The organism is Streptomyces sp. NPDC050287, from assembly GCF_044459385.1.
Taxonomy (GTDB): domain Bacteria; phylum Actinomycetota; class Actinomycetes; order Streptomycetales; family Streptomycetaceae; genus Streptomyces.
Window position 1 is genome coordinate 80355 of the sequence record NZ_JBITIY010000018.1, and the last position, 24460, is coordinate 104814.

At 69.0% G+C, this 24460-nt stretch carries 23 protein-coding genes and 1 pseudogene; 15 read left to right on the forward strand and 9 right to left on the reverse strand.

Translation table 11 applies throughout. The annotated features are described in order from the left end of the window. Nucleotides 1–282: 282 nt before the first annotated feature. A complete protein-coding gene (locus ACIBK3_RS40915; RefSeq protein WP_399373198.1) occupies nucleotides 283–1293 on the reverse strand; it encodes an ABC transporter permease in 1011 nt (336 codons plus the stop codon). A 39-nt stretch (nucleotides 1294–1332) separates the two neighbouring features. Then, nucleotides 1333–2373, reverse strand: a complete 1041-nt coding sequence (locus ACIBK3_RS40920) for a substrate-binding domain-containing protein (RefSeq protein WP_399373200.1) — start codon at nucleotides 2371–2373, stop codon at nucleotides 1333–1335. 172 nt (nucleotides 2374–2545) lie between these two features. Between ACIBK3_RS40920 and ACIBK3_RS40925 the strand changes: the two genes are divergently transcribed. After that, entirely contained in the window at nucleotides 2546–3307 is a 762-nt protein-coding gene (locus ACIBK3_RS40925) for an ATP-binding cassette domain-containing protein (RefSeq protein WP_399373202.1), read from the forward strand. 176 nt (nucleotides 3308–3483) lie between these two features. Then, nucleotides 3484–4257 carry an SAM-dependent methyltransferase gene (locus ACIBK3_RS40930; protein ID WP_399373204.1) on the forward strand — a complete coding sequence of 258 codons (774 nt, stop codon included), beginning with the start codon at nucleotides 3484–3486 and terminating at the stop codon, nucleotides 4255–4257. A 153-nt stretch (nucleotides 4258–4410) separates the two neighbouring features. Here the strand turns inward: ACIBK3_RS40930 and ACIBK3_RS40935 are convergent, their stop codons facing one another. Together ACIBK3_RS40935 and ACIBK3_RS40940 are read right to left on the reverse strand one after the other, a co-directional pair. Further along, nucleotides 4411–5124 carry an N-acyl homoserine lactonase family protein gene (locus ACIBK3_RS40935; RefSeq protein WP_399373205.1) on the reverse strand — a complete coding sequence of 238 codons (714 nt, stop codon included), beginning with the start codon at nucleotides 5122–5124 and terminating at the stop codon, nucleotides 4411–4413. Nucleotides 5125–5334: 210 nt separating this feature from the next. Next, a pseudogene (locus tag ACIBK3_RS40940) lies at nucleotides 5335–5448 on the reverse strand (histidine phosphatase family protein); the annotation flags it as partial. A gap of 508 nt (nucleotides 5449–5956) precedes the next feature. On the opposite strand from ACIBK3_RS40940, the gene ACIBK3_RS40945 reads away from it, so the two are divergent. The 8 genes from ACIBK3_RS40945 to ACIBK3_RS40980 all read left to right on the forward strand — a co-directional run bounded on the left by ACIBK3_RS40945 (nucleotide 5957) and on the right by ACIBK3_RS40980 (nucleotide 15031). Next, nucleotides 5957–6805, forward strand: a complete 849-nt coding sequence (locus ACIBK3_RS40945; RefSeq protein WP_399373206.1) for a putative RNA methyltransferase — start codon at nucleotides 5957–5959, stop codon at nucleotides 6803–6805. A gap of 260 nt (nucleotides 6806–7065) precedes the next feature. Beyond that, complete coding sequence (locus tag ACIBK3_RS40950) at nucleotides 7066–7287, forward strand: type II toxin-antitoxin system VapB family antitoxin (protein WP_399373208.1); 222 nt, start codon at nucleotides 7066–7068, stop codon at nucleotides 7285–7287. Further along, entirely contained in the window at nucleotides 7284–7703 is a 420-nt protein-coding gene (locus tag ACIBK3_RS40955) for a PIN domain-containing protein (RefSeq protein WP_399373210.1), read from the forward strand. Before ACIBK3_RS40950 ends, ACIBK3_RS40955 begins: the two co-directional genes overlap by 4 nt. A gap of 459 nt (nucleotides 7704–8162) precedes the next feature. Further along, entirely contained in the window at nucleotides 8163–9026 is an 864-nt protein-coding gene (locus ACIBK3_RS40960) for a TnsA-like heteromeric transposase endonuclease subunit (RefSeq protein WP_399373212.1), read from the forward strand. Nucleotides 9027–9287: 261 nt separating this feature from the next. Continuing rightward, complete coding sequence (locus tag ACIBK3_RS40965) at nucleotides 9288–11318, forward strand: transposase (RefSeq protein ID WP_399373213.1); 2031 nt, start codon at nucleotides 9288–9290, stop codon at nucleotides 11316–11318. A gap of 1 nt (nucleotide 11319) precedes the next feature. Then, complete coding sequence (locus ACIBK3_RS40970) at nucleotides 11320–12612, forward strand: hypothetical protein (protein WP_399373215.1); 1293 nt, start codon at nucleotides 11320–11322, stop codon at nucleotides 12610–12612. Then, complete coding sequence (locus ACIBK3_RS40975; RefSeq protein WP_399373216.1) at nucleotides 12609–13823, forward strand: TniQ family protein; 1215 nt, start codon at nucleotides 12609–12611, stop codon at nucleotides 13821–13823. The genes ACIBK3_RS40970 and ACIBK3_RS40975 overlap by 4 nt, the downstream gene beginning before the upstream one ends. A 5-nt stretch (nucleotides 13824–13828) precedes the next feature. Continuing rightward, on the forward strand, nucleotides 13829–15031 hold the full coding sequence (locus ACIBK3_RS40980) for a TniQ family protein (RefSeq protein ID WP_399373218.1): 1203 nt from the start codon (nucleotides 13829–13831) through the stop codon (nucleotides 15029–15031). A 17-nt stretch (nucleotides 15032–15048) separates the two neighbouring features. Here the strand turns inward: ACIBK3_RS40980 and ACIBK3_RS40985 are convergent, their stop codons facing one another. Together ACIBK3_RS40985 and ACIBK3_RS40990 are read right to left on the reverse strand one after the other, a co-directional pair. Next, nucleotides 15049–15645: a nucleotidyltransferase family protein gene (locus ACIBK3_RS40985; RefSeq protein ID WP_399373220.1), complete on the reverse strand. Its 597-nt coding sequence runs from the start codon at nucleotides 15643–15645 to the stop codon at nucleotides 15049–15051. Between the two features lie 81 nt (nucleotides 15646–15726). After that, nucleotides 15727–16227, reverse strand: coding sequence for an NUDIX hydrolase (locus ACIBK3_RS40990; RefSeq protein ID WP_399373221.1), 501 nt, complete (start codon nucleotides 16225–16227; stop codon nucleotides 15727–15729). A gap of 219 nt (nucleotides 16228–16446) precedes the next feature. Here ACIBK3_RS40990 and ACIBK3_RS40995 point away from each other — a divergent pair, with 219 nt between their 5' ends. From ACIBK3_RS40995 to ACIBK3_RS41005, 3 genes are all read left to right on the forward strand, one after another. Further along, complete coding sequence (locus tag ACIBK3_RS40995; protein WP_399373222.1) at nucleotides 16447–17007, forward strand: helix-turn-helix domain-containing protein; 561 nt, start codon at nucleotides 16447–16449, stop codon at nucleotides 17005–17007. 78 nt (nucleotides 17008–17085) lie between these two features. Then, nucleotides 17086–17820: a hypothetical protein gene (locus ACIBK3_RS41000; RefSeq protein WP_399373223.1), complete on the forward strand. Its 735-nt coding sequence runs from the start codon at nucleotides 17086–17088 to the stop codon at nucleotides 17818–17820. 130 nt (nucleotides 17821–17950) lie between these two features. Further along, nucleotides 17951–18286, forward strand: a complete 336-nt coding sequence (locus tag ACIBK3_RS41005; RefSeq protein ID WP_399373327.1) for a DUF2516 family protein — start codon at nucleotides 17951–17953, stop codon at nucleotides 18284–18286. 126 nt (nucleotides 18287–18412) lie between these two features. Here ACIBK3_RS41005 and ACIBK3_RS41010 read toward each other — a convergent pair whose 3' ends face one another. The 3 genes from ACIBK3_RS41010 to ACIBK3_RS41020 all read right to left on the reverse strand — a co-directional run bounded on the left by ACIBK3_RS41010 (nucleotide 18413) and on the right by ACIBK3_RS41020 (nucleotide 22293). Next, nucleotides 18413–19828 (reverse strand): PP2C family protein-serine/threonine phosphatase, encoded by a 1416-nt coding sequence (locus ACIBK3_RS41010; protein WP_399373224.1) that lies wholly within the window; start codon nucleotides 19826–19828, stop codon nucleotides 18413–18415. Nucleotides 19829–20164: 336 nt separating this feature from the next. Continuing rightward, nucleotides 20165–21244 (reverse strand): NlpC/P60 family protein, encoded by a 1080-nt coding sequence (locus tag ACIBK3_RS41015; protein ID WP_399373226.1) that lies wholly within the window; start codon nucleotides 21242–21244, stop codon nucleotides 20165–20167. A gap of 236 nt (nucleotides 21245–21480) precedes the next feature. Next, entirely contained in the window at nucleotides 21481–22293 is an 813-nt protein-coding gene (locus ACIBK3_RS41020) for a class I SAM-dependent methyltransferase (protein ID WP_399373227.1), read from the reverse strand. Between the two features lie 335 nt (nucleotides 22294–22628). Between ACIBK3_RS41020 and mshA the strand changes: the two genes are divergently transcribed. Next, nucleotides 22629–23966 carry a D-inositol-3-phosphate glycosyltransferase gene (gene mshA / locus ACIBK3_RS41025; protein WP_399373228.1) on the forward strand — a complete coding sequence of 446 codons (1338 nt, stop codon included), beginning with the start codon at nucleotides 22629–22631 and terminating at the stop codon, nucleotides 23964–23966. Continuing rightward, complete coding sequence (locus tag ACIBK3_RS41030; RefSeq protein ID WP_399373229.1) at nucleotides 23959–24459, forward strand: YbjN domain-containing protein; 501 nt, start codon at nucleotides 23959–23961, stop codon at nucleotides 24457–24459. The genes mshA and ACIBK3_RS41030 overlap by 8 nt, the downstream gene beginning before the upstream one ends. The last annotated feature ends 1 nt before the right edge of the window (nucleotide 24460 follow it).

Sequence of the window (24460 nt, forward strand, 5' to 3'; positions counted from 1 at the left end):
GTCGGTGTCACGGCTGAGCAGCGCGTCGAGCTCGGGGTCGCGACAGGCCTACGCAGCAGTGGCAGTGGCAGTGGCACTGGCACTGCATGAGCCAGGGGGGATCACGGACATGCGCAAGACACCCGACCGGGCCGTCCAGCCGCAACGAGCCGCGCGACACCCGCTCATGGGCGAGGAGGACCGACGCCGTCTCGGGTGACGGCACCACGGCGCGGCCGACAACCGCAGAGAGCGGCGAAGGGCTGTGGAACACCACGGGCAGCCACGGCCTGAACCCCGGTGTCAGCGTGAGCCGCTTCTGCGGAGGACCTGGTCGATGCCGACCGCGACGACGATGAGGGTTCCGGTCGCGACATCCTGGTAGAGACTGTCGATGCCCGCCTGGGTGAGACCGGAGCGGAGCACGTTGACGATGACGGCCCCGATGAGTGTGCCGATGATGCTGCCCCGGCCGCCGAACAGGCTGGTGCCGCCGAGCACGACGGCGGTGATGCTCTCCAGGTTGGCCGTCCGGTAGGCGTTCGGGTCGGCGTTGGCGATGCGGCCGAGGGCCTGCCAGGCGGCGATGCCGTAGAGGAACCCGGCGGTCACGTAGACCGAGAGGACTGTGCGCCACACGCTGATGCCGGTCAGACGGGCGGACTCGGGTGCGTCGCCTACGGCGTAGATGTGCCGGCCCCAGGCGGTGTCCGCGAGTACGTACCAGAACAACGCGTAAAGGCCCATGAGCAGGAACGTCCCCCAGGTGAGGAGCACCGCCCCGAGCTGAATGCCCTCCCCCCAGAAGAGAAGCAGATCGGAGGTCACCTGATAGCTGCGCGACTGGGAGTAGAGACTGCTCACCGCGAAAACGACGGTCAGGGCTCCCAGGGTCACGACGAAGGGGGGCAAGCCCAGGCGGGCGACGAGCAGGCCGTTCACCAGTCCCAGGAACGTCGCCACGGCCAGGCCGAGAAGCAGGGCACCCCCGGGGTTGCCGCCCTCGAAGGCGATTTTGGCCATGACGATCGTGCCGAGGACCGCGATGGCGCCGTTCGAGAGGTCGATGCCGGCGGTGAGGATGATCAGCGACTGGCCCAGTGCCAGTGTGCCGATCACGATGGACTGCTGGAGCACCAGTGAGAGGTTCTGCGGGGTCAGGAACGTCTCCGTGGTGATCGAGAAGACCACCACGCAGATGAGCAGAGCGGCGAGAGGGCCGACGACCGGCGTGCGCAGGGCGTACCGGAGTTTCTCCCGGGACTGGGCGTGTCGTTCACTGCCGGCGGCACGACTGGTGACAGGTGTTCTCATCGGTCGTCCTGATCCCTTCGACCGCTCGGCGTCGGTACCTCATCCCCAGCAATGCTTCAGTCCCCAGTGCGTATTCTGGGAGGCCAGTCCGTCCGCCGGCTTGTCGGTGATGACCACGGCGCCCGTGTCCACGAGTCGGTGCGGCTTCTTCCCGCTCCTGGCGTACTCGACGACCGAGTCGACGCCTCGCGTGGCCATCGTGACCGGGAACTGCATCACCGTGGCCGCGTACTTGCCGGACCGGACGTCGCGGACGCCGTCGCACCCGCCGTCGATGGAGCCGATGGTCACCTTGTGGCTGAGGCCGCGGGCCGCCATGGCCGCGGAGGCGCCGCCGGCCACCGGCTCGTTGATCGTGTAGACCGTGTTGATGTTGCTCGTGCGCTCCAGAAGGTTCTCCGTCGCGGTCTGTGCCGGATTGCGTTCTCCATTGGTGTTCGCCTGCCCACGGATCGCAGGGGAGTCGTTCGCGATGCCGAAGCCCTTGAGGAATCCCTCGTGGCGCTGCTGGCTGACGGTGGAGTCGTCCGTGCCGTCGAGCATGATCACCTTGGGCGGCCGGCCGGCGAGAGCCGCCCTGAGATAGGCACCCTGGAGGCGTCCCGCCTTGACGTTGTCCGTCGCATAGGTGGCGTCGGTCGCGCTCGGCGGCTCGGTCGTGGAGTCCAGCGCGATCACCACGATGCCCTGGCGGCGGGCCTCCGCGATGGTGCTCAGGAGACCCGTGCCGTTCGACGGGGTGATGAGGATGCCCTGCACACCGCGGGAGATGAGGCTCTCCATCGCGGCGACCTGGCCCTCGTTGTCCCCGTCGAACCGGCCGGCCAGGGCGATGAGCTTTGCGTGGTTCTTCTTCGCCGCCGCCGCGGCGGCCTTGCGCAGGGTCACGAAGTACGGATTCGTCTCGGTCTTGGTCACCAGACCGATCGTGACCTTCCCCGACGCCGCGCCACCGCTGTGGCTCTGCCCCCCGCCGCATCCGGCGGCGCCGAGCAGGAGGCCACCCGCCGCGAGGAGCGCCACTCCCCGTCGGCAACGCCGCTGCTGTGCGCGCTTGCGGCTCGAACGGCCGTGTGCCATGGTCACGCCCTCCTCCGGCCGGTCCAACGTCCCACGGGCTTTTACCTCTGCCTCATGGGCGAGAGTATGCCGAAAAGTCACGTAAGCGAGCTTTGACCTACTGTTGACTAGGGGCGGATTTCCACCGAGCCCTGAGCTCTCAGCGCAGTCGCACGGGGAAGGCGAGGTACGCGTGACCGGTTCGCCGCTGCTCGCGCTGCGTGGCATCTCCAAGCGGTTCGGTGCCGTGCAGGCACTCAAGGACGTCGAGCTGGAAGTCCACCCAGGTGAGGTCGTCGCCCTTCTGGGAGACAACGGCGCCGGCAAGTCCACTCTCATCAGGGTCATCGCGGGTGTCACACCCGCCGACACCGGCGTGATCAAGTGGGAGGGCCGGGCGGTGCAGATCAGGACTCCTCAGGACGCCCAACGCCTCGGTATCGCGACCGTGTACCAGAACCTGGCGCTGTGCGACGGCCTCGATGTGGCCGAGAACCTCTTCCTCGGCCGGGAGCGGAGACGCCCCGGGGTTGTGGGCCGCCTCTTCCGGCAGATGGACAAGAGCAGCATGCGCGGGGAGGCACGTAGGCAGCTGGACGCACTGGGCATTCACGTCCCCGACGTGCGCACACCCGTGGCCACGCTGTCGGCGGGCCAAAGGCAGACGGTCGCGATCTCCCGCGCGCTCCTGGGCAAACCGAGGGCCGTCCTGCTGGACGAGCCCACCGCGGCACTCGGCATCCAGCAGGCGGGCCATGTCCTCGATCTGGTCGAGGAGCTCCGCGAACAGCGGATCGGGGTGATCCTCATCAGCCACAACATGGGAGACGTCAAGGCCGTCGCGGACCGGGCCGCAGTGCTGCGGCTCGGCCGCAACAACGGCTTCTTCCATGTGCCGACCGCACCTCAGGACCGGATCATCTCCTCCATCACGGGCGCCTCGAGCAACCCCTGACCCGCGCGGGACCCGCCCCCACGCGGGACCGGCTTGCGAGCGGGTGAAGCTGTGGGTGCGGCCGATCGGGGTAAATACGCGGCGGGCATACCAGGTGCGGGGCCGGTCGTCCGGGTCGGTCGAGCCGGATACAAATCGCTCGGCACGCCACTCGGGGAGAACTAATGTTCCACTCCATGGCAATCGCTTCCGATCTTCCCCCGCGTCTCGGCAGTCTGACCTTCCACGGACCGCTCTCCGAAGCCCGCGCCGGGCGCATCGTCGCGCGGCTCGCCGCCGTCTCGCCCTCCACTGTTCTCGACATCGGCTGCGGCTGGGGCGAACTGCTGCTCCGCGTTCTGGAGTCCGTCCCGGGATCGACAGGCGTCGGCCTCGACATCAACGCCGAGGATCTGGCCAGGGGCAGGGACCTTGCGAAGGGGCGCGGACTGGCCGGACGGGTCGAATTCAGCGAGGAGTCGGCCCTTGGCACGGCACGCGGGCCCGTGGACGCGGTGCTCTGCCTGGGGGCTGGGCAGGCGCTGTGCGACCCCGAGCAGCCGTACGATCCCAGCGTCGTACTGCACGAGCTGCGCCGCTTGGTCCGCCCAGGCGGACGTGTCGTCCTGGGCGAGGGCTTCTGGGATCGCACCCCGACGGACGAGGAACTCGCGGCCATGTGGCCCGGGGCGCAAGCAGGCGACCACCTGCGGCTCGGACCGCTCGTCGACCTCGCTGTCGAGGCGGGCTTCCGGCCGGCCTGGATAGAGTCGGCGAGCCGTGAGGAGTGGGAGGAGTTCGAGTCCGGATACCGCCACGACACAGAACTCTGGCTCGCCATGAACCCGGACCATCCACTCGCCGCCGAGACCCGCGAACGAGTCGACCGCCAGCGGTCGTCCTGGGCTGACGGCTACCGCGACATCCTTGGCATCACGTACTTGACCCTCGTCCCGGTTACCAGAGCCTGAACGCTGCCGAAATCCGTGTGTCCTGTCCCGGTTAAGCGTGGGTGATGCGAGGCCGTGACCTGGGGTGCTTCGTTTTGTCCGGGACGCGCTGACCGGGGTTGTCCCGCTCATGTGCGGGCAGTTCGGCGTGTGGCATGTGCCGGAGAGTCGGGTTCAGCGGACTTTGGTCTGCGGGGGTTCCCAGACCGAGCAGTCGTGGGCGAAGAGCACACGTCGTGGGTCGAAGTCGGCGAGTCGGTCCAGCCAGTGCTGATAGGGAGGAAGCGGCTGCTCCACGCCGTGGAGTGTCGCGTGGCGGGCCAGTTGCTCGGACGCGAAGTGGGAAGCGAAGTCGTGTGCCTGGCCGGCGAGGACCACTGTGCCGTCGCCTTGCCGGAGGACCAGTGACTGGTGCCCTTGCGTGTGCCCAGGCGTCGGAATGACCCAGACTCCTGGCCAGACCTCGGTTTCGCCGGCGACTTCCTCGTAGGTTGCGCCGGGGAAGTCGATCAGCTCGTCGAAGGTGTAGTCGCCCCGACGAGCGGTGGCCAGTTCGACGTCCTGGACCAGGATGGGCTTGCCGGCCAGGAGAGGGTTACCGCCGCAGTGGTCGAAGTGCAGGTGGCAGTTGACGACCATGGAGATGTCATCGAGGGCGACTCCGGACGCTGACAGGGCGTCCTGTAACGCGCGGCGTCGGGGTCGGTAGTGCGCTTCGGTCTCCGGGTCCGCGTCGCCGATGCCGGTATCGAAGAGGATCAGCCCGTTGTCGTGTCGCACCAGGTAGGCAAGGACAGGTTCGACTCGTGGCTGTGGGCCGCCCGTCTCCGACGCGGGCCGGACGAAGTATCCGAGATCGAGCCGACGCACCGCCATGTTCTTCCCCATAAGGCCATCCTGGCAGCAGGCCGCCGTACGACATCCAGCCGGTCTGCCGACAGCAGAACCGCCATGGACCTGCTGCGGGTCGCGTCGCGGACAGGAGGACTTCGATTGGTCAGATGTGGAGTTCGGGCGGGAAGCCGGTCCAGCGGAGTTCTGCGGGCAGGTGCCGCATGTCGTTGTAGACGTAGATCGCCGAAAGCGGCGTGTTCAGGAGCGTTCACCGAGCAGAACGGATTGGCGTCGGCCGCTTTCCGTCAGGGTTGTCTCATCTGCTGACGCTTCACCGTGCCGAGCGAGGTAGAGGTATCGAGTGGCTGCGTCTGTCATGTCCTGGGCTCCGTCGTCATCCGTGATCTTGTATGTCAGGGATGGACGCCGAGCTCTTTGTGCATAGTTCCGTCGCGGCTGTCCTGCCTCAGACCTGGGCTTTCGGAGGCCGATTGGGGGCAGGAGGGCTTCGAATGCCCCTTTGCGGACCTGCAAGGACTGGGCAGCTCGAATGGGACGAAACCCCTCGTCCAGGTGATTGCGCAGTCCGGTGCGATCCCCCGCCGCTGGTCCGCGTCTCTCAACTGCTGAGGGTGGCAAGGGGCTTTCGGCAAGCCTCGTAAGGTGTAGGCATGTGGACCCAGCACATCCAGGCTCTGTGATCACGAGGCGTTGAGGGCGATGCCGGAGGGCGTCGCCCTCCTTGGTGTGCCTGTTCCGTGATCCATCTCCCTGCGCCACCCGCGCTGAGGTGGCGGGATGCCGGGCGTCGTTCTTCTTGGGACGGCGGCTTCCGAGAGCGAGTACAGGCACGGTCCCTTCCCTTCGCCGTTGCCAGGAGTGCCTCGTGCCCGCGTTGCTTCCCCCTGCTCTCGAACCGTTTCTCGACGTGTTGCGCTGCCCGGTGTGCCGCGCCCGTCTCCGACCCGACCGTGGCTCACTGCGCTGCCCGGCGGGCCACACCTTCGACATCGCCCGTCAGGGTTACGTCAGCCTGCTGACGGGCATCCGCGCCACCAGCGGTGACGACGCGGCCATGGTTCAGGCCCGAAACCGGTTCCTGTCCACCGGCAGGTACGCCCCTGTCCACGAGACCCTGACCCGTATGACGGCCGACGTCCTGTCTGGCCAAGGCACGGTCGTGGACGTCGGATGCGGCACCGGCCACTACCTGGCCGGCGTACTCGATCAACTGCCCGGCACCCGCGGCCTGGGACTGGACACGTCAGCAAGCGCCCTGCGCTCAGCGGCCCGAGCCCATCCGCGAGCTGCGGCGGCGAGCTGGGACGTCTTCCGCCCCTTCCCCTTGGTCGACCAGGGGGTCGACATCGTGCTGGACGTGTTCGCCCCGCGCAACCCGTCCGAGTTCCACCGAGTGCTCCGTCCGACCGGCCGGTTGATCGTGGTGCGCCCCGTCGAGCGGCACTTGGCCGAGCTACGGGGCCAGGTGCCCGCGATGGTCACGATCGACCCGGACAAGGAACAGCGCCTGCAACAGGCGTTGGCCCCCCACTTCCGGGCCGCCGGTACCCAGCACGTCGAATACACCACACCACTGACCAGGCAAGAAGTCATCGATCTGGTGGGCATGACACCGAGCGCACGCCACCTGACCCACGCGGACCTGAGCGGTTACGGTCGCCTGCCCGACCAGGTGACCGTCTCCGTGCTGGCCACCTCCTACCAGCCTCGGTGACCAGGAGCGGCGGACACGCCTACTGCCCGACGAACCGAATGAGCGCGCTTGGCGCCCCACCCTTTCTGGCGACTCTGGGAGGGTGGGGAGTCCGAATGAACGGCATGCAGTCCGCCCGGGGCGAAGCCGCGACCTCGTCTGTCGGCGTTCAGCGAACCACGACAGGAGGTATGGGGGGTGGAACGCGCCGGTGGTCCGGGACAGGCACGCATCCGGCGGATACATATACTGAATGTTGTCCTTGAATAAAGGAGTCCAGTATGAGCGTGACGACGATCGACCTCGATGACGATGCGCTGGAGAAGGCCATGCGTGTCGCCGGTGGTGGCACCAAGAAAGACGTGGTCAATGCCGCCCTTCGCGAGTACGCCGAACGCCATGAACGGGCCGCGCTCGTAGCCAAGCACTTCCACGCCGCCCAGCAGTGGGACTACGAGGGCTGGCAGCAGCGCCGCGTCGACGAAAAGCAGGGTGGCGCGTGATCCACTACCTGCTCGACTCCTCGGGCCTGTGGCGCCTCCTGCGCGAGGAGCAGTTGAGGGACGCGTGGCTGGAGACCACCACCCTCCGGGCCATCGGGTCGTGCGCTCCCCAGCGGACCGAGTTCCGGCGCTCAGCGCGCAACGCAGTGGAGTACGAGGCCATGGGGGAAATGTTCATGGATCTGTACCCCGACGTACCTCTCCCGAAGAGGTTGTGGGACTGGATTGAAACAGCCCAGTACGCGCTCGCGGAGAAGGGGGCGCTCGGTGCGGCCGGGCCGCTCGACCTGATGATCTGCGCGACCGCCGTGCACCATGGACTGGTTGTACTGCACGACGACGCTGATTTCGTCACCGTGGCCCGCTTCCTGCCCGACGTCAGAGAGCGGAACGTGCGCAACGCTCCAGGCCTCTAGCATCCTTGGCCGTCGTGGACGCGCGGGTACACCGGAGCCCCGCCTTCATCACGCGCCCGGCCGAGCCGGCAGCGGGTACGTCGTGGAAGACGTACGCGACACTCCTGACAGGCCGGGCACGGAGTTCGTCTTCGTCGTGCGGCGCCCGTAAGAGAACCTGCGAGAGACCTCGCTGCCCCGATCGACCGGGACCCGATCACGTCACCGAGCAGATCCCGCGGAAGTCCGCACAAACACTGGGAACGGACAGACGAGACACTCGGGTGCGGCTCGGTGAGACGGAGCGAGCTAGTTGTCGTCAACTCGGCAGCCTGACCAGGGGGTTTCTGGACCGCTGAGCACGACAACTGTCGTCAGATTCGCATCGTTCTTGGCGTGGACCGCACTTATTGCAAGCAAGTTGTCGCCAACTCCGAAGACCACCGACTCCCGGGAAGGGGGTGCCGTTTGTCTGGCTACATGACTGATCTACAAGACGTCGCCGCCCCGTACGCCGGCGAGGGCGCGTCGTACAGCTCGGGTCCGTTGTGGTCTCACCGGTGTACGTGGGAGGACCTGCTGATACCGGTCTCGGTGGACGCCGGGCGGGACGGCCTGGATGTGTCCGACGGCTGGGCGGACCGGTGGACGGCGACGTGGAGGTACGCCGGGGACGAGGTGACGGGTCCGGTACGGCATCTGGGGCATGCGCCGGTGGCGGGCCGCCGGCCGATGCGGGGGTTCACCTGGCGGCGCGATCAGCGGCACCGGCCCGGTCTGGAATCGCTGCTGGCGACGGGGCGTCTTCACGGGTTCGAGAGTCTGGAGGAGGACCAGCTGCTGGTGGCCCTGGACTTCGCTGGTGATCTGGTCGAGGTGCTGTCGCAGCCGCTGTGTATCCGGTTCCGCACGCGGGAGAAGTGGCGCAGGCACACGCCGGACTTCTTCGCTGTCACGCGGGCGGGGGTCTGGCTGATTGATGTGCGGCCCAGACCGCTGATCGGGCCGGAGGATCTTGAGAGCTTCGCCGCGGCGGCGGAGGTGGCGTTGGTCTGTGGGTGGCACTACGTGGTGGCGGCCGAGTGGCGTCCTCATGTGAAGTCCACGCTCGACGCGATGTATGCACGGCGCCGTCCGCTCCGTGACGTGCTCGGTGTCCAGCCGGGCCTGCTCGTGCATGCCCAAAAGGGACTGCCCTTCGGGGAGTTGGCTCTGACGGAGACGTACTGGCCGGTGGCCCGCGCGCATCTCCTTCATCTGCTGTGGCATCGCCGCATCGGTGTCGATCTTTCTCAGTCGCTGACGGACGGCTCACGAGTGGTGCTGGCGGGAGGTGCCTCGTGAACGCGTTGGCCACGCTGGATCTCTCGCCCGGTGCCGGCATCGTGCTGGATGACGTGGAGTGGCGGGTCGAGCGGCAGGAGCCGCATCTGGGCCGGGTGCAGCTGGTGCGTCCGGACGGTGGCAGGCAGCGGGTGACTTTCCGCTTCCTGGTCAACCACCCGAAGTGCCGTCCCTCGTCGCGCACGGCCGCGGAGGGGGTCAACCGGGGGGGGGCGTCAGCCGGCGGCGTGGAGCGACGTCAAGCCGGAGAAGCGCCAGCTGGTGCAACAGCGCTTCGAGCACCTGATGGAGGTGAAGTGCGGTTTCCGCAGTGGGGATCCTCTGCGTCCCGAGCCGGGCGAGCCGCGTCCCGAGTACGACCCGGACCGCACGACGCTGACCGCGCGCCGGGCGGCGAAGGCGGCCGAGCTGGCGGCCTTGCGGCCTGCGGAGCTCAAGTTGCTGCTGGGTGTCGGCCACGTCGGGGTACGCACGCTGGAGCGGTGGGAACGCCGACGCAGGAAGTACGGGATGGTCGGCTGCGCCGATCACCGGTGGCTGCGGGAGAGCGGGGGCCATCCCAGCGTCGGTGAGGAGGTCCGTGAGGCGATCCTGGCGGTCAGGGAGGAGACGCGCCACCACCGCTCCAGGGTGAGTGGACGCACCCGCGAGAACATGATCCACCGCTACCTCCGGGAGACCTTCCCGGAGGAGGAGATCGAGATCCCGAGCTACCACACGCTGCTTCGGATCTGGAAGGAGTGGTTCGGTCCGGGCGGTGCCCGGCCGCGCTACGACCGGTCGGCCGAACTGCCCGCCAAGAACGGGCACGTGGTGGTGACCCGGCCCGGACAGGTCGTCGCCCTGGACACCACGATCTTGCCGGTGATGGTCCGCGAGAACGTCTTCGGCGATCCGGTGACCGTTCATCTCACGCTGGCCCTGGACGTCTACACCCATTCGATCTGCGCGTTCCGGCTGACTCTGGTGTCGGACTCCTCGGTGGACGTGGCGATGGTGCTGCGGGACGTCATGTTGCCGCTGCCGATGCGGGCTGAATGGGACGACGAGATGGAGTGGCCCTATCCGGGCCTGCCGGCCGCGGTGGTCGCGGAGTTCGCCGGGCACAAGGTGGCTGCCCTGCCGTTCTTCACGCCGGAGACGGTCACCTCCGACCACGGTTCCGTCTATCGCAACCACCATCTCGTGGATGTCCAGGAGGCGATGGGCTGCCGGATTCTGCCGGCTCGCGTCTTACGGCCTACTGACAAGCAGGCGGTGGAACGTGCGTTCGGCAGTTCTCGTTCGCTGCTGTTCGAGAAGCTGGCCGGCTACACGGGAGTCGACGTCGCCGATCGGGGCGCCGACCCGGAAGGCGACGCGGTGCTGACCATGAGCGAGATGGAGCATCTGATCGCGACCTGGGTCGTGAAAGTGTGGCAAAACCGCAGGCTGGGGGAGTTCGCGCCCTTCTGGGACCCGGGCGGCGATCACAGCCCCAACAGCCTGTTCGCGGCCTCTTTCGCCCAGGAGGGCTTCGCGATGGACATCCCGTCGCCGGATCTGTACTACCGCTTCCTGCCCGAGCACCATGTGAAGCGGATCTACCGGCGGGGCGTGAAGATCAAGGGGCTTTGGTACGACGCCGAGATGCTGCACGACCCCGACCGGCACTCCACACGGGGCGGCCGATACAAACAGACGTGGGTCATCCACCGTGAACCCCGTGACCGGCGCGTGGTGTTCTTCCAGGATCCCGAAACGCACGAGTGGCACACCCTGCGCTGGACGGGCCTGCCGTCCGAGGACGACGTTCCCGCCTTCGGGGACGCCCGTGTCGAAGAACTCCTCACACGCGTACGCGAGGCCGGGCTGAAGCCGCGCTCCGACACCGATCTTCTCCCGGTTCTCCTGGAGATGATCGGAGCCGTCGATCCCGTTGCGGGCTGGCCGTCGCAGATGACCAAGTCCCAGCGCGTCCAGCAGGCCCGTGAGATCGAGCAGGCCCGCGCGGCGGACGCAGACCGTCCGCAGGCTCCGAAGGAGCCGGGCGAGGAAGCACCTCTGGCGGCTGTCGGTACACCGGCAGCGGGTTCGTGGCAGGAGCGGGCCCAGCAGGCCGCCAGGAGCCTGGACTCCCACCGGCGCCGACGGCGCGAGGAAGTCCTGTCCTCCTCGTCTTCCTTGGCAGCGCCCGCACCGCTCGGCACCAGGCGCCGAGGCCGCAACCTGTTCCTCCTGGCGGACGACGAAGGCGACGACTGCGCCGAAGGCACCGAGCGCCCCGACTCGCAGACGACGGACGAGGAGTGAGATGAGCGACCACGGCATCTCCGCGGCGGACAACCCCGTCCCGTTCCTGCGCTTCGGCCCCAGGCCGGACCGGACCACCTACGAGGGCTGGCAGGAGTTCCGCAAGACCCGGGACCTGTTCGTGCCGGTCAAGAAGATCACCTTGGCCGAGTACCAACTGATGAGCCCGCGCAAGAAGTCCCTGCACGACCTGCACCGGGCCGCCACCCACGTCAACATGACGTTGCTGGAGACACCGATGAGCGTGGCGGTCACCGATCTGATGCGCTCGCGCATCCAGAACAACGCCATGCGCTTCGGTCCCGGCACCCTGGACGGGCTGATGATCAACGGCGGTGGCTACCAGGGCAAGACGGAGACCGCCTGCCGGACGGCCGCCGAGTTCGAGGATGACTGGCGGGAGCTCTTCGAGCAGTACCGATCCCACTACGTGGATGCGATGCCCGGCACCCGGGATCTGATCGCACCGATCGCTTACTGCCAGACGCCGGTGAAGGCCACCCCGATCGCTTTGTGCGAGGCGATCCTCGACTTCTACGGCGCCCCCTACGGCAAGAACCTGCGCGGCATGATCCGCAACGTCCGGGAGTCCATCAAGGTGCACGCCACCACCGTCTTGATGATCGACGACATCACGCGGCTCAGGATGCACCGTGAGGACGACCAGGACACCCTGGACCTCATCCGTGGCCTGATGGACCTGGACGTCACGCTTGTCCTCATCGGCGTGAACATCCCCCGCTCCGGGCTGCTCAGGGAGGGCTGGCACGATCCCCGCACCAAGCAGTGGGTCTACGCGCCCCTGACGAGGGGCAAGAGCTATAACCCCGACGCCTCCACTCAGACCGAGCGCCGCTTCGACCTGATCAACCTCGACCCCTTCGACTACAGCACCGACGCCGGCACCGAGGCGTTCATCGAGCACCTCGTCGGCATCGAGAACCAGATTCGGCTCTTTCACGCAGGCCCGGGCACTCTGTCCGAGGGCAACATGCCCGAGTACCTTCGCCGTCGCACGCACGGCATCGTCGGGCTTCTCCGGCGTCTGATCGAAGACGGCCTGGTCAAGGCGATGGACAGTGGCCTGGAAGACCTGACCACCGACCTCCTCGACGAGATCCCCATCAACCTCGGCAACGTCCCGGGCAAGGGCAACGAGCGCGACGCCGAAGCCGGGGAGATCCCCGACGTCGACACCGCGCCCCAGCCGAAGCAGAAGCCGCAGCAGGCGCCCAAGAAGGGCCGCAACAAGGTCTACGACGATCCGGGCACCCCCGCGGCGGTGGAAGCATGAACCGCCGCCCGCTCTCCCGCAGCCTGGTTCCGCTCGATGACGAGTCGCTGGCAGGGTTCGTGCTGCGCTTGGCCAAGTACACCGGGTGCTCGCCGGCCGTGATCGCTGATCGTATGGGCCTTGGCCAGTACTACCGGGCAGCCATGCCCGTCGGATCCCTGCTCACGCTCTCCTCCGAGCAACTCGCTGAATGCGCGCATGTCGCCCGCCTGTCCCATGCGGAGATGGAGGGCCTTCTCCTCGCTCCCCTGGGGCGGCGCTACGGCCCGCTCAACCACCAGCTCTGGCCCTGGTCCGGCCCTCAACAACTCACCTACCTGAGACGCTGGGTCTATCTCAGGAACACCCAGTTCTGCTCACGCTGCCTGACCTCGGACAACAGCGTTTTCGGGGTCCTGCTCGGCGGTTCGTGGAAGAGGCGCTGGCACCTTGCCGTCTCCTTCGCCTGCGCCGAGCACCGACGACTCCTCAAGCGGAACTGCCCCCGCTGCCAGCACCCGGCACAAGCCGCCCGAGCGGGCATCATCGAGCACGCCGCCGAGGAAGACCTTCACCCCACGCAGTGCCGCGCTTCGATCCACTGGAAAACGAGCAGCAAGAGCGGGTTGATATGCGGCACTTACCTGACGGACGGCCCGAACAATGCCCCGATCTCCAGTGACCCCAGTACCAGAAACGAGCTTCTGGCCCTCCAAGGACGTATCGACACCCTCCTGTCCACCAACGGACCTGACACAGCGGCCAGTTGCGGACAGCCAGTCCCGGTCGCCCAGTACTTCCTGGACCTGCGCGCCGTCGCCGCGCTGATCTTCATCTCGTGGCCCCAGGCCCGCCCCTCGGCCGTCACCCCGACCCTGGCCAGGGTCATCAGTGGAGAAGCCACCCGCCGCCGCCAACGAGCCTCGGACACACTCCGACGAGCCAAGAGCGCGCCCATAGGCGACATCTTCCTCGAACCCCCGACACGCCCCATGGCCACCGGGGCCGTCCTCAGCACCGCTGAACAACTCCTGAACGCCGCCTGCGACTCCGAGGGCCGAGCGGCACTCGCCGAGCTCTACCAGCAGTCGGAACAAGCACGTCCCACCGTCAGCCGAAGAATCGCCGACACTCCCGGCATCTCCCCGGTCTTGCGCAGTTCCTTCGGCCTGCCGGTCCGCCGCCCCGGCACCCGCCCACGCCGCCGGGCAACAGCACAAGAGGCGAGGTGAACCGCATGCGACCGCTGCCCCGCAGCCTCGACCCGCTGCCCGACGAGACCCTCACCGGATTCATCCTTCGTCTCGCCCACCGAACGGGCACCACACCCGGCGAGATCACCATCCGCACCGGCCTGGCACCCCACGACCGCCCCGGCCTGCCCACCCGCCTGCCACTCGGCTCCCTGCACCACCTCAACGACGAGCACGTCACCACCTTCGCCGACGTGACACACCTGACGCCCGGCGAAGTCACCGGACTACTGCTCGCCCCGCTCGGAGAGCGCTACGGACCACTGAACCCCGCACTCACGCCACGCAAAACACCCGCGCGGATGATCTACGACAACCCATGGGTCCTGACCCGCTCCACCCGCTACTGCCCGCCCTGCCTCGCCGGGGACGGAGATGCCATCCAGGACAGCCACGGCGGAGCCTGGCAACGCCTCTGGCGCCTCCCCGTGGTCTTCCTCTGCCTCCGCCACCAGCGCCTCCTCCAGCACGAATGCCCCGGCTGCGGAACACCCGTCCACTCCGTCCGGACAGCCAACGCCAACGCCATCGCGCGACTGTCCGACGACACGCTCCACCCCTGGCAGTGCCGCTTCCCGACCCGGCCGACCCCACAGCACCAGCCCGAAACCGCCTGCGCCACCGACCTGAACCGCCTTGATCCGCCTTCTGCGGAACCCGACACGATCACCATGACCGTGCTCCTACAGCTCCAACAACAGCTCGTGGACCTGCTCACGGCGGGCGGCGGCCCCGAGACGGCCATGAGCGCGGGTGCACCGGTCCCCGCCGCCCACTACTTCGCCGACCTGCGCGCCACGGTCGCCATGGTCTTCCGAACCTGGCCCGTCGCCCGTGAGTACGCCAGCACGCCTTGCCTGGCCGCCGCCCTCGACACGGAGTACACCTCCCGCATCGCGCAGGCCGAGCCGCTGCTCAACATCCCCGGCAAGAAGAAGACCTCCAAGCCCTACACCGCACCGCCCAGGGACTCCCTGGCCGCCGGCGCTGTCCTGGACATCGCCTCGCAGCTCCTCCAAGCTGCCGACCCGCCCGAAGCACGGAAGCGTCTGACCCCACTCGTCCAGCGACTGCGCGACGCCGACCGCGCTCTCAGCACCTACCTCAGACGCCCCGCATGGATCTCGCAACCACTCCGGGCCGCCGTCAAGGACAACTGGCCCGCCGGAGAGGAACTCGCCGCATGACCACTCGCATCCGATCGTCAGCCCGGCCACGGCAGCACGGTGAGCTGCGGCCACGTGTCCTTCCAGCGCGCTGCCTTGGCTTCGTAGACCTCCTGAGGGGCAAGCACCGGGTTGGGCCGGACCACGAGGTTGAACACGTCGGACAGCCCGTGGGGCGCATAGACACGCCACTCACCGCCGGGCTCCAGCCGCACCCCCAGACAGCACGTCGTCGCGGCGAACGAGTCGATCGCGGCCTCGGTGGAATCGTGAGGCGGGCAGGGCACGCCGAATTTCTGCTCGTACCAGAGATGCACACGGGCCTCGTTGCGGATCTCCACCTCGGCCGGCAGCCCGGCGAACACCTCCTGCCCTGCCTTGATCACGGCATCCTCTGCCTCCCAGGACAGGTCGGTGCCGTCGAAGTAGAAGATGTCGTAGTCCTTGATGCCGCTGGTCGGGGGCCTGTCGGTGACCACATTCCACACCGTCTGGAACAGGCAGCCCGCCGTCACATACCAGCCGGGCAGTTCCAACGTCGCCGCCCTGGTCATCACGTCGGTCAGAACCTCGTTCCGGGAGAGAACGGACCGCAAGCCATCGAGTTGCTCAACGAGCGGGAGTCGACCAAGCATCCGTACTCCCTATCACGATCAGCCGCTCTCACAAGGCGCGTTGGCCGCAAGCAGGCATCCCAGCCCGAGAGGCGAGAGAGGTCAGGACTGCGCGCTCCGGAACGCGAGATACCGGCTGAAGGCTTCGTGGCTGTCGGGGGTGAAGCGCCACTCCGACAGGGCCGAGTCGAGCTCCGGCTCGGTCAGCCAGCCATGCCAGGCGACCTCATCGGGATCGGGGACCACGGCGTCCGGCACCACGGCTTCGTGCACGCCGAGCCAGTGAGGGCTCAAGCCGCTGCGGTTGATGAACGTGAACAGCAGGCGCGGCAGCGCATGAATGCCCAGCTCTTCGGCCAGCTCCCGCGCGGCGGCCTGTTCATAGGACTCGCCGACATTTGCGGCGCCACCGACCTCGACCTCATAGAGCCCGGGGAAGCGCGATACCTGCTCCGACCGCCGGTGGACGAGGATCCGGCCACGGTCATCACGACACACCGTCACGGCGACCCGATGCAGCCAACCCTCCCGGATGGCCTCCCGGCGGCTGACCACCCCCAGCACGCGATCTTGACCGTCTACACGCTCCACCAATTCATCCACGACGCACACCCTGGCAGAGCCCACCGACAACGCCGTTTCTCGGCGACTCGCGGAGGCCGGCCCAAAAGCACCTGCACCAGGAGGCCGGACGCGGATGACGACAGTTGTCCTGCAAATACGACACCTATCGCGCTCAGGCTCACTCGGTCGCACGTGGCGTGACACACTATTGCAAGCGGGTGCTTGCAATAGTTAGCGGGGGTGGGGCAAGGTGGGGGCATGGCATCGCTCAACGTCGGCAATCTCGGTGAGTATCTGCGCGAGCAGCGGCGCACTGCGCAGCTGTCGCTCAGGCAGCTCGCCGATGCCGCCGGGGTGTCCAATCCGTATCTGAGCCAGATCGAGCGCGGGCTGCGCAAGCCGAGCGCGGAGGTGTTGCAGCAGGTCGCCAAGGCGCTGCGGATCTCCGCCGAGACGCTGTACGTGCGGGCCGGGATCCTCGACGCCGAGCGGGACCGGGACGAGGTGGAGACCATCGCGGTCATACTCGCCGATCCCGCGCTGAACGAGCGGCAGAAGCAGGTGCTGCTCCAGATCTACGAGTCCTTCCGCAAGGAGAACGGATTCGGGATCGACGAGGCGGGCGAGGAGGACGGCGGGACGGACAAAGGGGTCAAGGTCGGCGCTCCGGGTGACGATGCCCTGAGTGACGGCGACCCGGCCGCCCGGAACGGTGACCTCGCCGTACGAGAGACCCGCACGGCGGGCGGGCGCACGCCCACCCGACGTACTCGCACAACCGGCGGCAATGACGCCGACCCGCAGCAGACGGCCAGTTGAGCCGGACCAGGGCACCGGCCGCCTGACTGCGGACCACCACAACCCTCAGCCGAACGTGAATCCGGGAGGACCCTCACCATGGCCATCACCGACGACCTGCGCAAGACCCTCAGCGACCCGACTCCGCTCTACTTCGCCGCCGGCACCGCCGACCTGGCCCTTCAGCAGGCCAAGAAGGTGCCCGGTCTGGTGGAGCAGCTGCGGGCCGAGGCTCCGGCGCGGATCGACGCCGTACGCAACACCGACCCCAAGACCGTCCAGGAGAAGGCCCAGGCGCGCGCCAAGGAGGCCCAGGCCAAGGCGAAGGAGGCTCAGGAGAGCATCCAGGCCAAGGTCGGCGAGTTCCTCGGCGGCCTCGACGGTGACATCAAGAAGCTCGGCAGCACCCTCGACGCGGACCTGAAGAAGCTCGGCGAGACCGCCCAGGACTTCGCGCTGCGCAGCGTCGGCGTCGCCGCCGAGTACGCCGTCAAGGCCCGCGAGACCTACGAGAAGGTCGCCGAGCACGGCGAGCAGACCGTGAAGACCTGGCGCGGCGAGGCCGCCGAGGAGATCGAGGAACTGGCGATCGCCGTCGAGCCCGACGTCGCGCCGAAGTCGACGCCGAAGTCGACACCGGCGCCGAAGCCGGCGTCGACGCCGGCCCCGGCCGCGGTCAAGGCCGTGCCGAAGCCCGCCGAGACCAAGGTCGAGCCCGCTTCGGCGAAGAAGCCGGCCGCCGCGAAGAAGGCTCCGGCCCGCAAGCCCGCCACGACCACCACGGCCAACACGCCCACCGCCACCGCCAAGAAGGCCACGCCGCCCGCGAAGTAAGGCACCGCGGTACGGATCACGGGCCGGGCACTCTCGGAGTGCCCGGCCCGTTCAGCGGGTAGCGGGCTTCCGGGAACGGGTACGGTGACCGCGTGACGACGAGCCGAGTCTGGTGGTGGACGTAGTGCTGATGCAGGGATTCGCCGGGTTCATGTGGCTGCTGAGCATGGCCCTGATCCTTTTCAGTGGCTTCGCGCTGATCGACGCCGCCACGCGCCGTGAGGACGCCTACCGCGCGGCCGACAAGAAGACCAAGCCGTTCTGGCTGATCATCCTCGGGCTCGCCTTCGTGGTGAACCTGATCTTCAACATCCTGTCGTTCCTGCCGATCATCGGCGTCATCGCCACGATCGTGTACATGGTTGACGTACGTCCCGCCCTGCGCGGCCTCCCGGGCGGCGGGCGCAGCAGGCGCGGCGGCTCCAGCAGCGACGGGCCGTACGGGCCTTATAACGGCGGCCGCTGAGGAGACCGGTGGGTGGTGTCGACCGGCGGCCCCGCCGCGCGGGACCCGGGCACCTGCCGCGAACGCCCTCGATGACAAGGCGGGTTGGCCGAGCTTCACGGCCGGCGCGTCATCGTGTGTTCCCGCTCAGGCCGTCCGGTCCAGCAGCAGCACCGCCACGTCGTCCGTCAGTTCGCCCCCGTTGAGATTTCGGGCCTCGTTCACGGTGGCCCGCAGCAACTCCTCCCCGCGCAGCCCCTCGGAGAGCTGGCGGCGCACCAGCTCCACCATGCCGTCCTGCCCCAGCCGCTCCCGGCCCTCACCGACATGGCCCTCGATCAGGCCGTCGGTGTAGAGCATCAGGCTCCACTCGGCCCCCAGCTCCACCTGTGTCCGCGGCCAGCGCGCACCGGGCAGCATGCCGAGGGCGGGGCCGTTGTTTTCGTACGGCAGCAGCTGGACGGGCCGGCCGGGGCGGGCGATCAGCGGGGCCGGGTGCCCGGCGAGGCACAGGCCCGCGTGGCGGCCGTCCGGTGCGATGTCGACCGTGCACAGCGTGGCGAAGATCTCGTCGTCGGAGCGCTCGTGCTCCAGGACCTGCTGGAGCGTGCCGAGCAACTGGTCGCCGCACAGTCCCGCCAGCGTCAGCGCGCGCCAGGCGATGCGCAGCTCCACACCGAGCGCCGCCTCGTCCGGGCCGTGTCCGCAGACGTCGCCGATCATGGCGTGGACCGTGCCGTCCGGGGTGCGCACGGTGTCGTAGAAATCGCCGCCGAGCAGCGCGCGGGAGCGGCCGGGGCGGTACCGCGCGGCGAAACGGAGCGAGGATCCCTCCAGGAGGGGCGTGGGCAGCAGACCGCGCTCCAGCCGGCGGTTCTCCTGGGCGCGCAGCCTGCCCTCGGCGAGCCGCCGCTCGGCCGTGTCGGACCGCTTGCGCTCCACGGCGTACCGGATCGCCCGGCTCAGCAGCCGGCCGTCCAGCTCGTCCCGGAAGAGGTAGTCCTGGGCGCCCACGCGTACGGCTTCGGCGCCGCGCTCGGCGTCACCGGAGGCGGTCAGCGCGAGTACGGCGTGCCGGGGCGCGAGTTCCAGCACATGCCGGAGTACGGCCAGCTCGTCGTCGTCCTGGGCCGGGCCGGGGGTGGGCAGCGCGAGGTCCAGCAGGATGCAGTGGACGTCGTCGGTGAGCAGCCGCCCGGCCTCGGTGAGGTTGCGGGCGGTTCGCACCCGGATCGGCTTGCCGGCCGAGTCGAGCAGCTCGGGCACGACCGCGGAGGCGCCCGGGTCGTCCTCGATCACCAGGAGGGTGAGGGTGGGGGCACCCGCCTGGACGCCGGCGCCGGCAGGACCGGTGGTGCCCGAGGCGGCGATGGCGGTGCCGGCGTCGGTGCCGGGTGTGGCAGGGGCGGTGCGGCCGGTGGACCCGGCCGCGGTGTTGCCGGCCGGGGCCGCCGCCTTGCGCGAGGCCCCTTCCGGTGAGGGGCCGGCGCCTGAGGACGCGGCCTGCGCCTGACCACTCTCCGCGGCCGGGATCGCTCTCTGCCGCGGTACGGGTACGGGCATCGTCGTGGGTTCCTTCCCTCCCCCCGAGGGCATGGCAGGACGAGGGACCTCGGCCTACCGACGGGGACCATAGCGGTAGTCGGCGTCGCAACGGAATGGTGTGGGACACCCGGTATGGCCGCGCGCCGCTGTCATATGCCGCGATCCGTACCGCAGTTGGACAGGTCGCCAATGCTGCCAGGATGACGAACGTCACGTCCGCAGCAGGTTTGAGGTGGGCCAGGTCACGTGGCCCGCGCCACCTGCAGACGCTCACGCGCCCGGTCTCGCACGGCCCGCGCCACCTGCAGACGCTCACGCGCCCGGTCTCGCACGGCCCGCGCCACCCCCAGACGCTCACGCGCCCGGCCGCACCACCCCGAGTATCGGCATCGACCCGGCCCCCGTGACCGTCACCGTGCGCCCTGGACGCGGGGCGTGCACGACCGCGCCGTCGCCCAGATACATCGCGACATGACTGGCGTCGCCGAAGTAGATGATCAGGTCTCCGGGGCGCATGTCCTTGACGGGCACATGCTTCAGCTGCTGCCACTGCTGCTGGGAGGTGCGCGGGATCGGGCTGCCGGCGCTCGCCCAGGCCTGCGAGGTCAGACCGGAGCAGTCGTACGTGTCCGGACCCTCGGCACCCCATTCGTACGGTTTGCCCATCTGGGCCGTGGCGAACTCCACCGCCTTCCGGCCCGCGGCGGAGGCCTTGCCCTTGATCTCGTCGAGGACTCCGGAGTCCAGCCAGGCGGTCTGCGCCTTCAGCGCGGCCCGGCGGTCCAGCTCCGCGAGGCGCTCCTTCTCCTCCTTCCGCAGCCGCGACTCGAGCTTCTCGGCCGCCGCGATCTGCTCCTTGATCTCCTTCTTGGCCGCCGCCTTGGCCCTGCGGCCCGCCTCGAGCTTTCTCCACTGCGAGGAGGCGCCCTTGGCGTACTGCCGCAGGTCCTGCTGGGTGCGGGTCATTTCCCTGATGAGGGCCTTGGTCGCGCGCTGGCCCTGGAGCACCCGGCCGGCGCCGTCGAGGAACTCCTGCGGGTTGTCGCTGAGCATCAACTGCGCCTCGTCCGGCAGCCCGCCGCCGCGGTACTGGGCACGGGCCGCGGCACCGGCGCGGTCCTTCAGCCGGTCCAGCTTCTCCTCGCCCTCGACGATCCTCCTGGCCAGCGCGACGATCTCGGCCGACTGCCGCTCGGCCTTCTCCTCGGCGTCGTTGTACGCGTCCGTGGCCACCGCCGCCGCGTGGTAGAGGTCGTCCAGTTTCTTGCGTACGGCCTCAAGGTCCTTGTCGGACGCGGGCGTCGGGGAGGTGGAGGGGGTGGGGGCCGGCGTCGGCGTCGGAGCCGCGAACGCCGTGCCCGGTGCCGCCAGCACGGTCACCGCGCAGACGACGGTCACAGCCGCTGTGATCAGCCCGCGCTTGCCCGCTCGCATATCCCTGCCCCCAAAACTGATTAACCGTCAGTAACCTACGGACGCCTGGGGATGGTGCCATGTCATGGCGCAAAGCGACAGAGGCGGTGGCTTCCTCCCCCGGTTCCGGCCGTCGAATGACGATCCCCCTGTCTTTGTGACGAACGACTCACGGAGATCGTTCCGCGATCGTTCCGCGCACTTCAGCCGGACCCCGGAAACGAGGGAAGGGGCGTTGGCGTACCGGGGATGACCCGTCACCCTCGAGGCGCCAACGCCCCCCACGACACCGTCACTTCCCCCTGCCGCCAGCGCACCGGTCCGTCCGTCACCGGCCAGTCGGCGGCGAGGTCCCGTACCGCTCGCATCCAGCGCTGGCGGGCACCGTAGGAGGCGTAGGGCGCGGCGGCCGCCCAGGCGCGGTCGAAGTCGCGCAGGAAGGCGTGCACAGGCTCGCCCGGGACGTTGCGGTGGATCAGTGCCTTCGGCAGTCGCTCGGCGAGGTCGGAGGGGCGCTCCAGCGAGCCCAGCCGGGTCGCGAAGGTGACCGTGCGCGGCCCCTCCGGACCGAGCGCCACCCACACATGCCGGCGCCCGACCTCGTCGCAGGTCCCCTCGACGAGCAGCCCACCCCGGGAGCCCTGGCCGACCGGGGCGAGCCGGGAGCAGAGCCGTTCCCAGACGGCGGCCACCTCGCCCTCGTCGTACTGACGCAGCACATTGGCGGCCCGGACGAGCAATGGCCGCCCGGGCACGGGGACCTCGAAGCCGCCGTGCCGGAAGAGAAGCCCGTCCCGCTCGTACGGTCGCGCCGCCGTGACCCGCGCCGGTTCTATCTCGACGCCGACCACGCGCGCGCGGGGAGCGACGGTACGCAGGCGCAGCAGCAACTCGACGGCCGTCCAGGGGGCGGCACCGTAGCCGAGGTCGACGGCGACGGGATCGGCTGCGCGGCGCAGTTCGGCGCCGTGCGTCGCGGCGATCCAGCGGTCCATGCGACGCAGCCGATTGGGGTTCGTGGTCCCGCGCGTGACTGTACCCACGGGGCGGGTGGCGGCGCGGGGTGACATGCGTACGAGGGTATGCGGGTACTCGGCGGGTCCTTGCTCGACGACCTCGACGCCTCGATGACTTTGAGGACCTCGGCGCCTTTGGTGCCTTCGGTGCCTTCGAAGGCTGCGATGGCTGCGATGGCTGCGACGACTGCGACGACTCGGAAGGGTCCTCACCCGACGGCACCGTCCTTACAGAACGCACGTCGATCTCGAACGGTTGAGCGGCACCCGGTAACGCCTCGGCAAAAACCGCCCCGCCCGGAATGGGAACCCCTCCGTCCGGTGTTCCCGCTCATGGAGGGTGCCCCACACCCTCCGTCCGGCATGTCCGTAGCAAGGAGGAACGCCACGTGAGCCAGTACGTCAGCAGGCTCGGGCGTCGCTCTGTAACGGCACCCCCGCGCCTGCGACTGCACCGACGCCCCCGCCGCGTCGCCATGCTCTCCGTGCACACCTCACCGCTCCACCAGCCGGGCACCGGCGACGCGGGCGGCATGAACGTCTACATCGTGGAGCTCGCGCAGCGTCTCGCCGCGATCAACATCGAGGTGGAGATCTTCACGCGGGCCACCACGGCCGCCCTTGCGCCGACCGTCGAACTCGCGCCCGGCGTCCTCGTCCGGCACGTCGACGCCGGCCCTTACGATGGCCTCGCCAAGGAGGAGCTCCCCGCCCAGCTGTGCGCCTTCACGCACGGCGTGATGCAGGCCTGGGCCGGCCACCGCCCCGGCTACTACGACCTGGTGCACTCCCACTACTGGCTCTCCGGCCACGTCGGCTGGCTCGCCGCCCAGCGCTGGGGCGTCCCTCTGGTGCACGCCATGCACACCATGGCCAAGGTCAAGAACGCCAACCTGGCCGACGGCGACACGCCCGAACCCGTCGCCCGCGTCATCGGCGAGACCCAGATCGTCGCCGCCGCCGACCGCCTCATCGCGAACACGGCCGAGGAACGCCAGGACCTCGTACGGCATTACGCCGCCGAACCCGGCAAGGTCGCCGTCGTTCACCCCGGCGTGAACCTCGACCGCTTCCGCCCGGCCGACGGCCGCGCCGCCGCCCGCGCCCGCCTCGGGCTCCCTCAGGACGCCCTGGTCCCGCTCTTCGCGGGCCGCATCCAGCCCCTGAAGGCGCCGGACGTGCTGCTGCGCGCGATCGCCGTCCTCCTGGACGAGCGCCCCGACCTGCGCTCCCGGATCGTCGTCCCGATCGTCGGCGGCCTCAGCGGCAGCGGCCTCGCCAAGCCGGAGGGCCTGCAGAAGCTGGCGTCCCGGCTCGGTATCGCGGATGTCGTACGGTTCCACCCGCCCGTCAGCCAGGACCAGCTCGTCGACTGGTTCCGGGCGGCGTCGGTGCTGGTCATGCCGTCGTACAGCGAGTCCTTCGGCCTGGTCGCCATCGAGGCGCAGGCAGCCGGCACCCCGGTACTGGCGGCCGCGGTCGGCGGGCTGCCGGTGGCCGTGCGCGACGGACGGACGGGTGTCCTCGTACAAGGGCACAATCCCGCCGACTACGCGCGCGTGCTGCGCGATTTCGCCGACGAGCCCGCGCGACCGGCGCGGATGGGCGAGGCCGCCGCCCGGCACGCGCAGTCCTTCGGCTGGGACACCGCGGCCGCCGCCACGGCGGACGTCTACACGGCCGCCGCCCAGTCGTACCGGCGTCACGTACGCTCCCACCATGGCTGACGCGGACCGGACGGCACAGGTCATCGAGGCGTTCCTGAAGGACGCCGAACTGGAATGGGAGAGCCCCGCACCCGGCACCTACGTGGTGAAGCTCCCCGGCACCCGCAAACTGTCGACCACGGTGTCCCTGCTGGTGGGCCGCCACTCCCTGTCGCTCAACGCCTTCGTCATCCGTCACCCCGACGAGAACGAGCCCGGCGTCCACCGCTGGCTCCTGGAGCGCAACCTCAAGCTGTACGGCATCAGTTACGCCGTCGACCCGCTCGGCGACGTCTACGTCACCGCCAAGCTGCCCCTGGCCGCGGTCACCGCCGACGAGATCGACCGCCTCCTCGGCCAGGTCCTGGAGGCCGCCGACGGCGCCTTCAACACCCTGCTGGAGCTGGGCTTCGCCTCCGCCATCCGCAAGGAGTACGCGTGGCGGGTGTCCCGGGGCGAGTCGACCCGGAACCTGGACGCGTTCGCGCACCTGACCCGACGCTCGGACGGCTGAT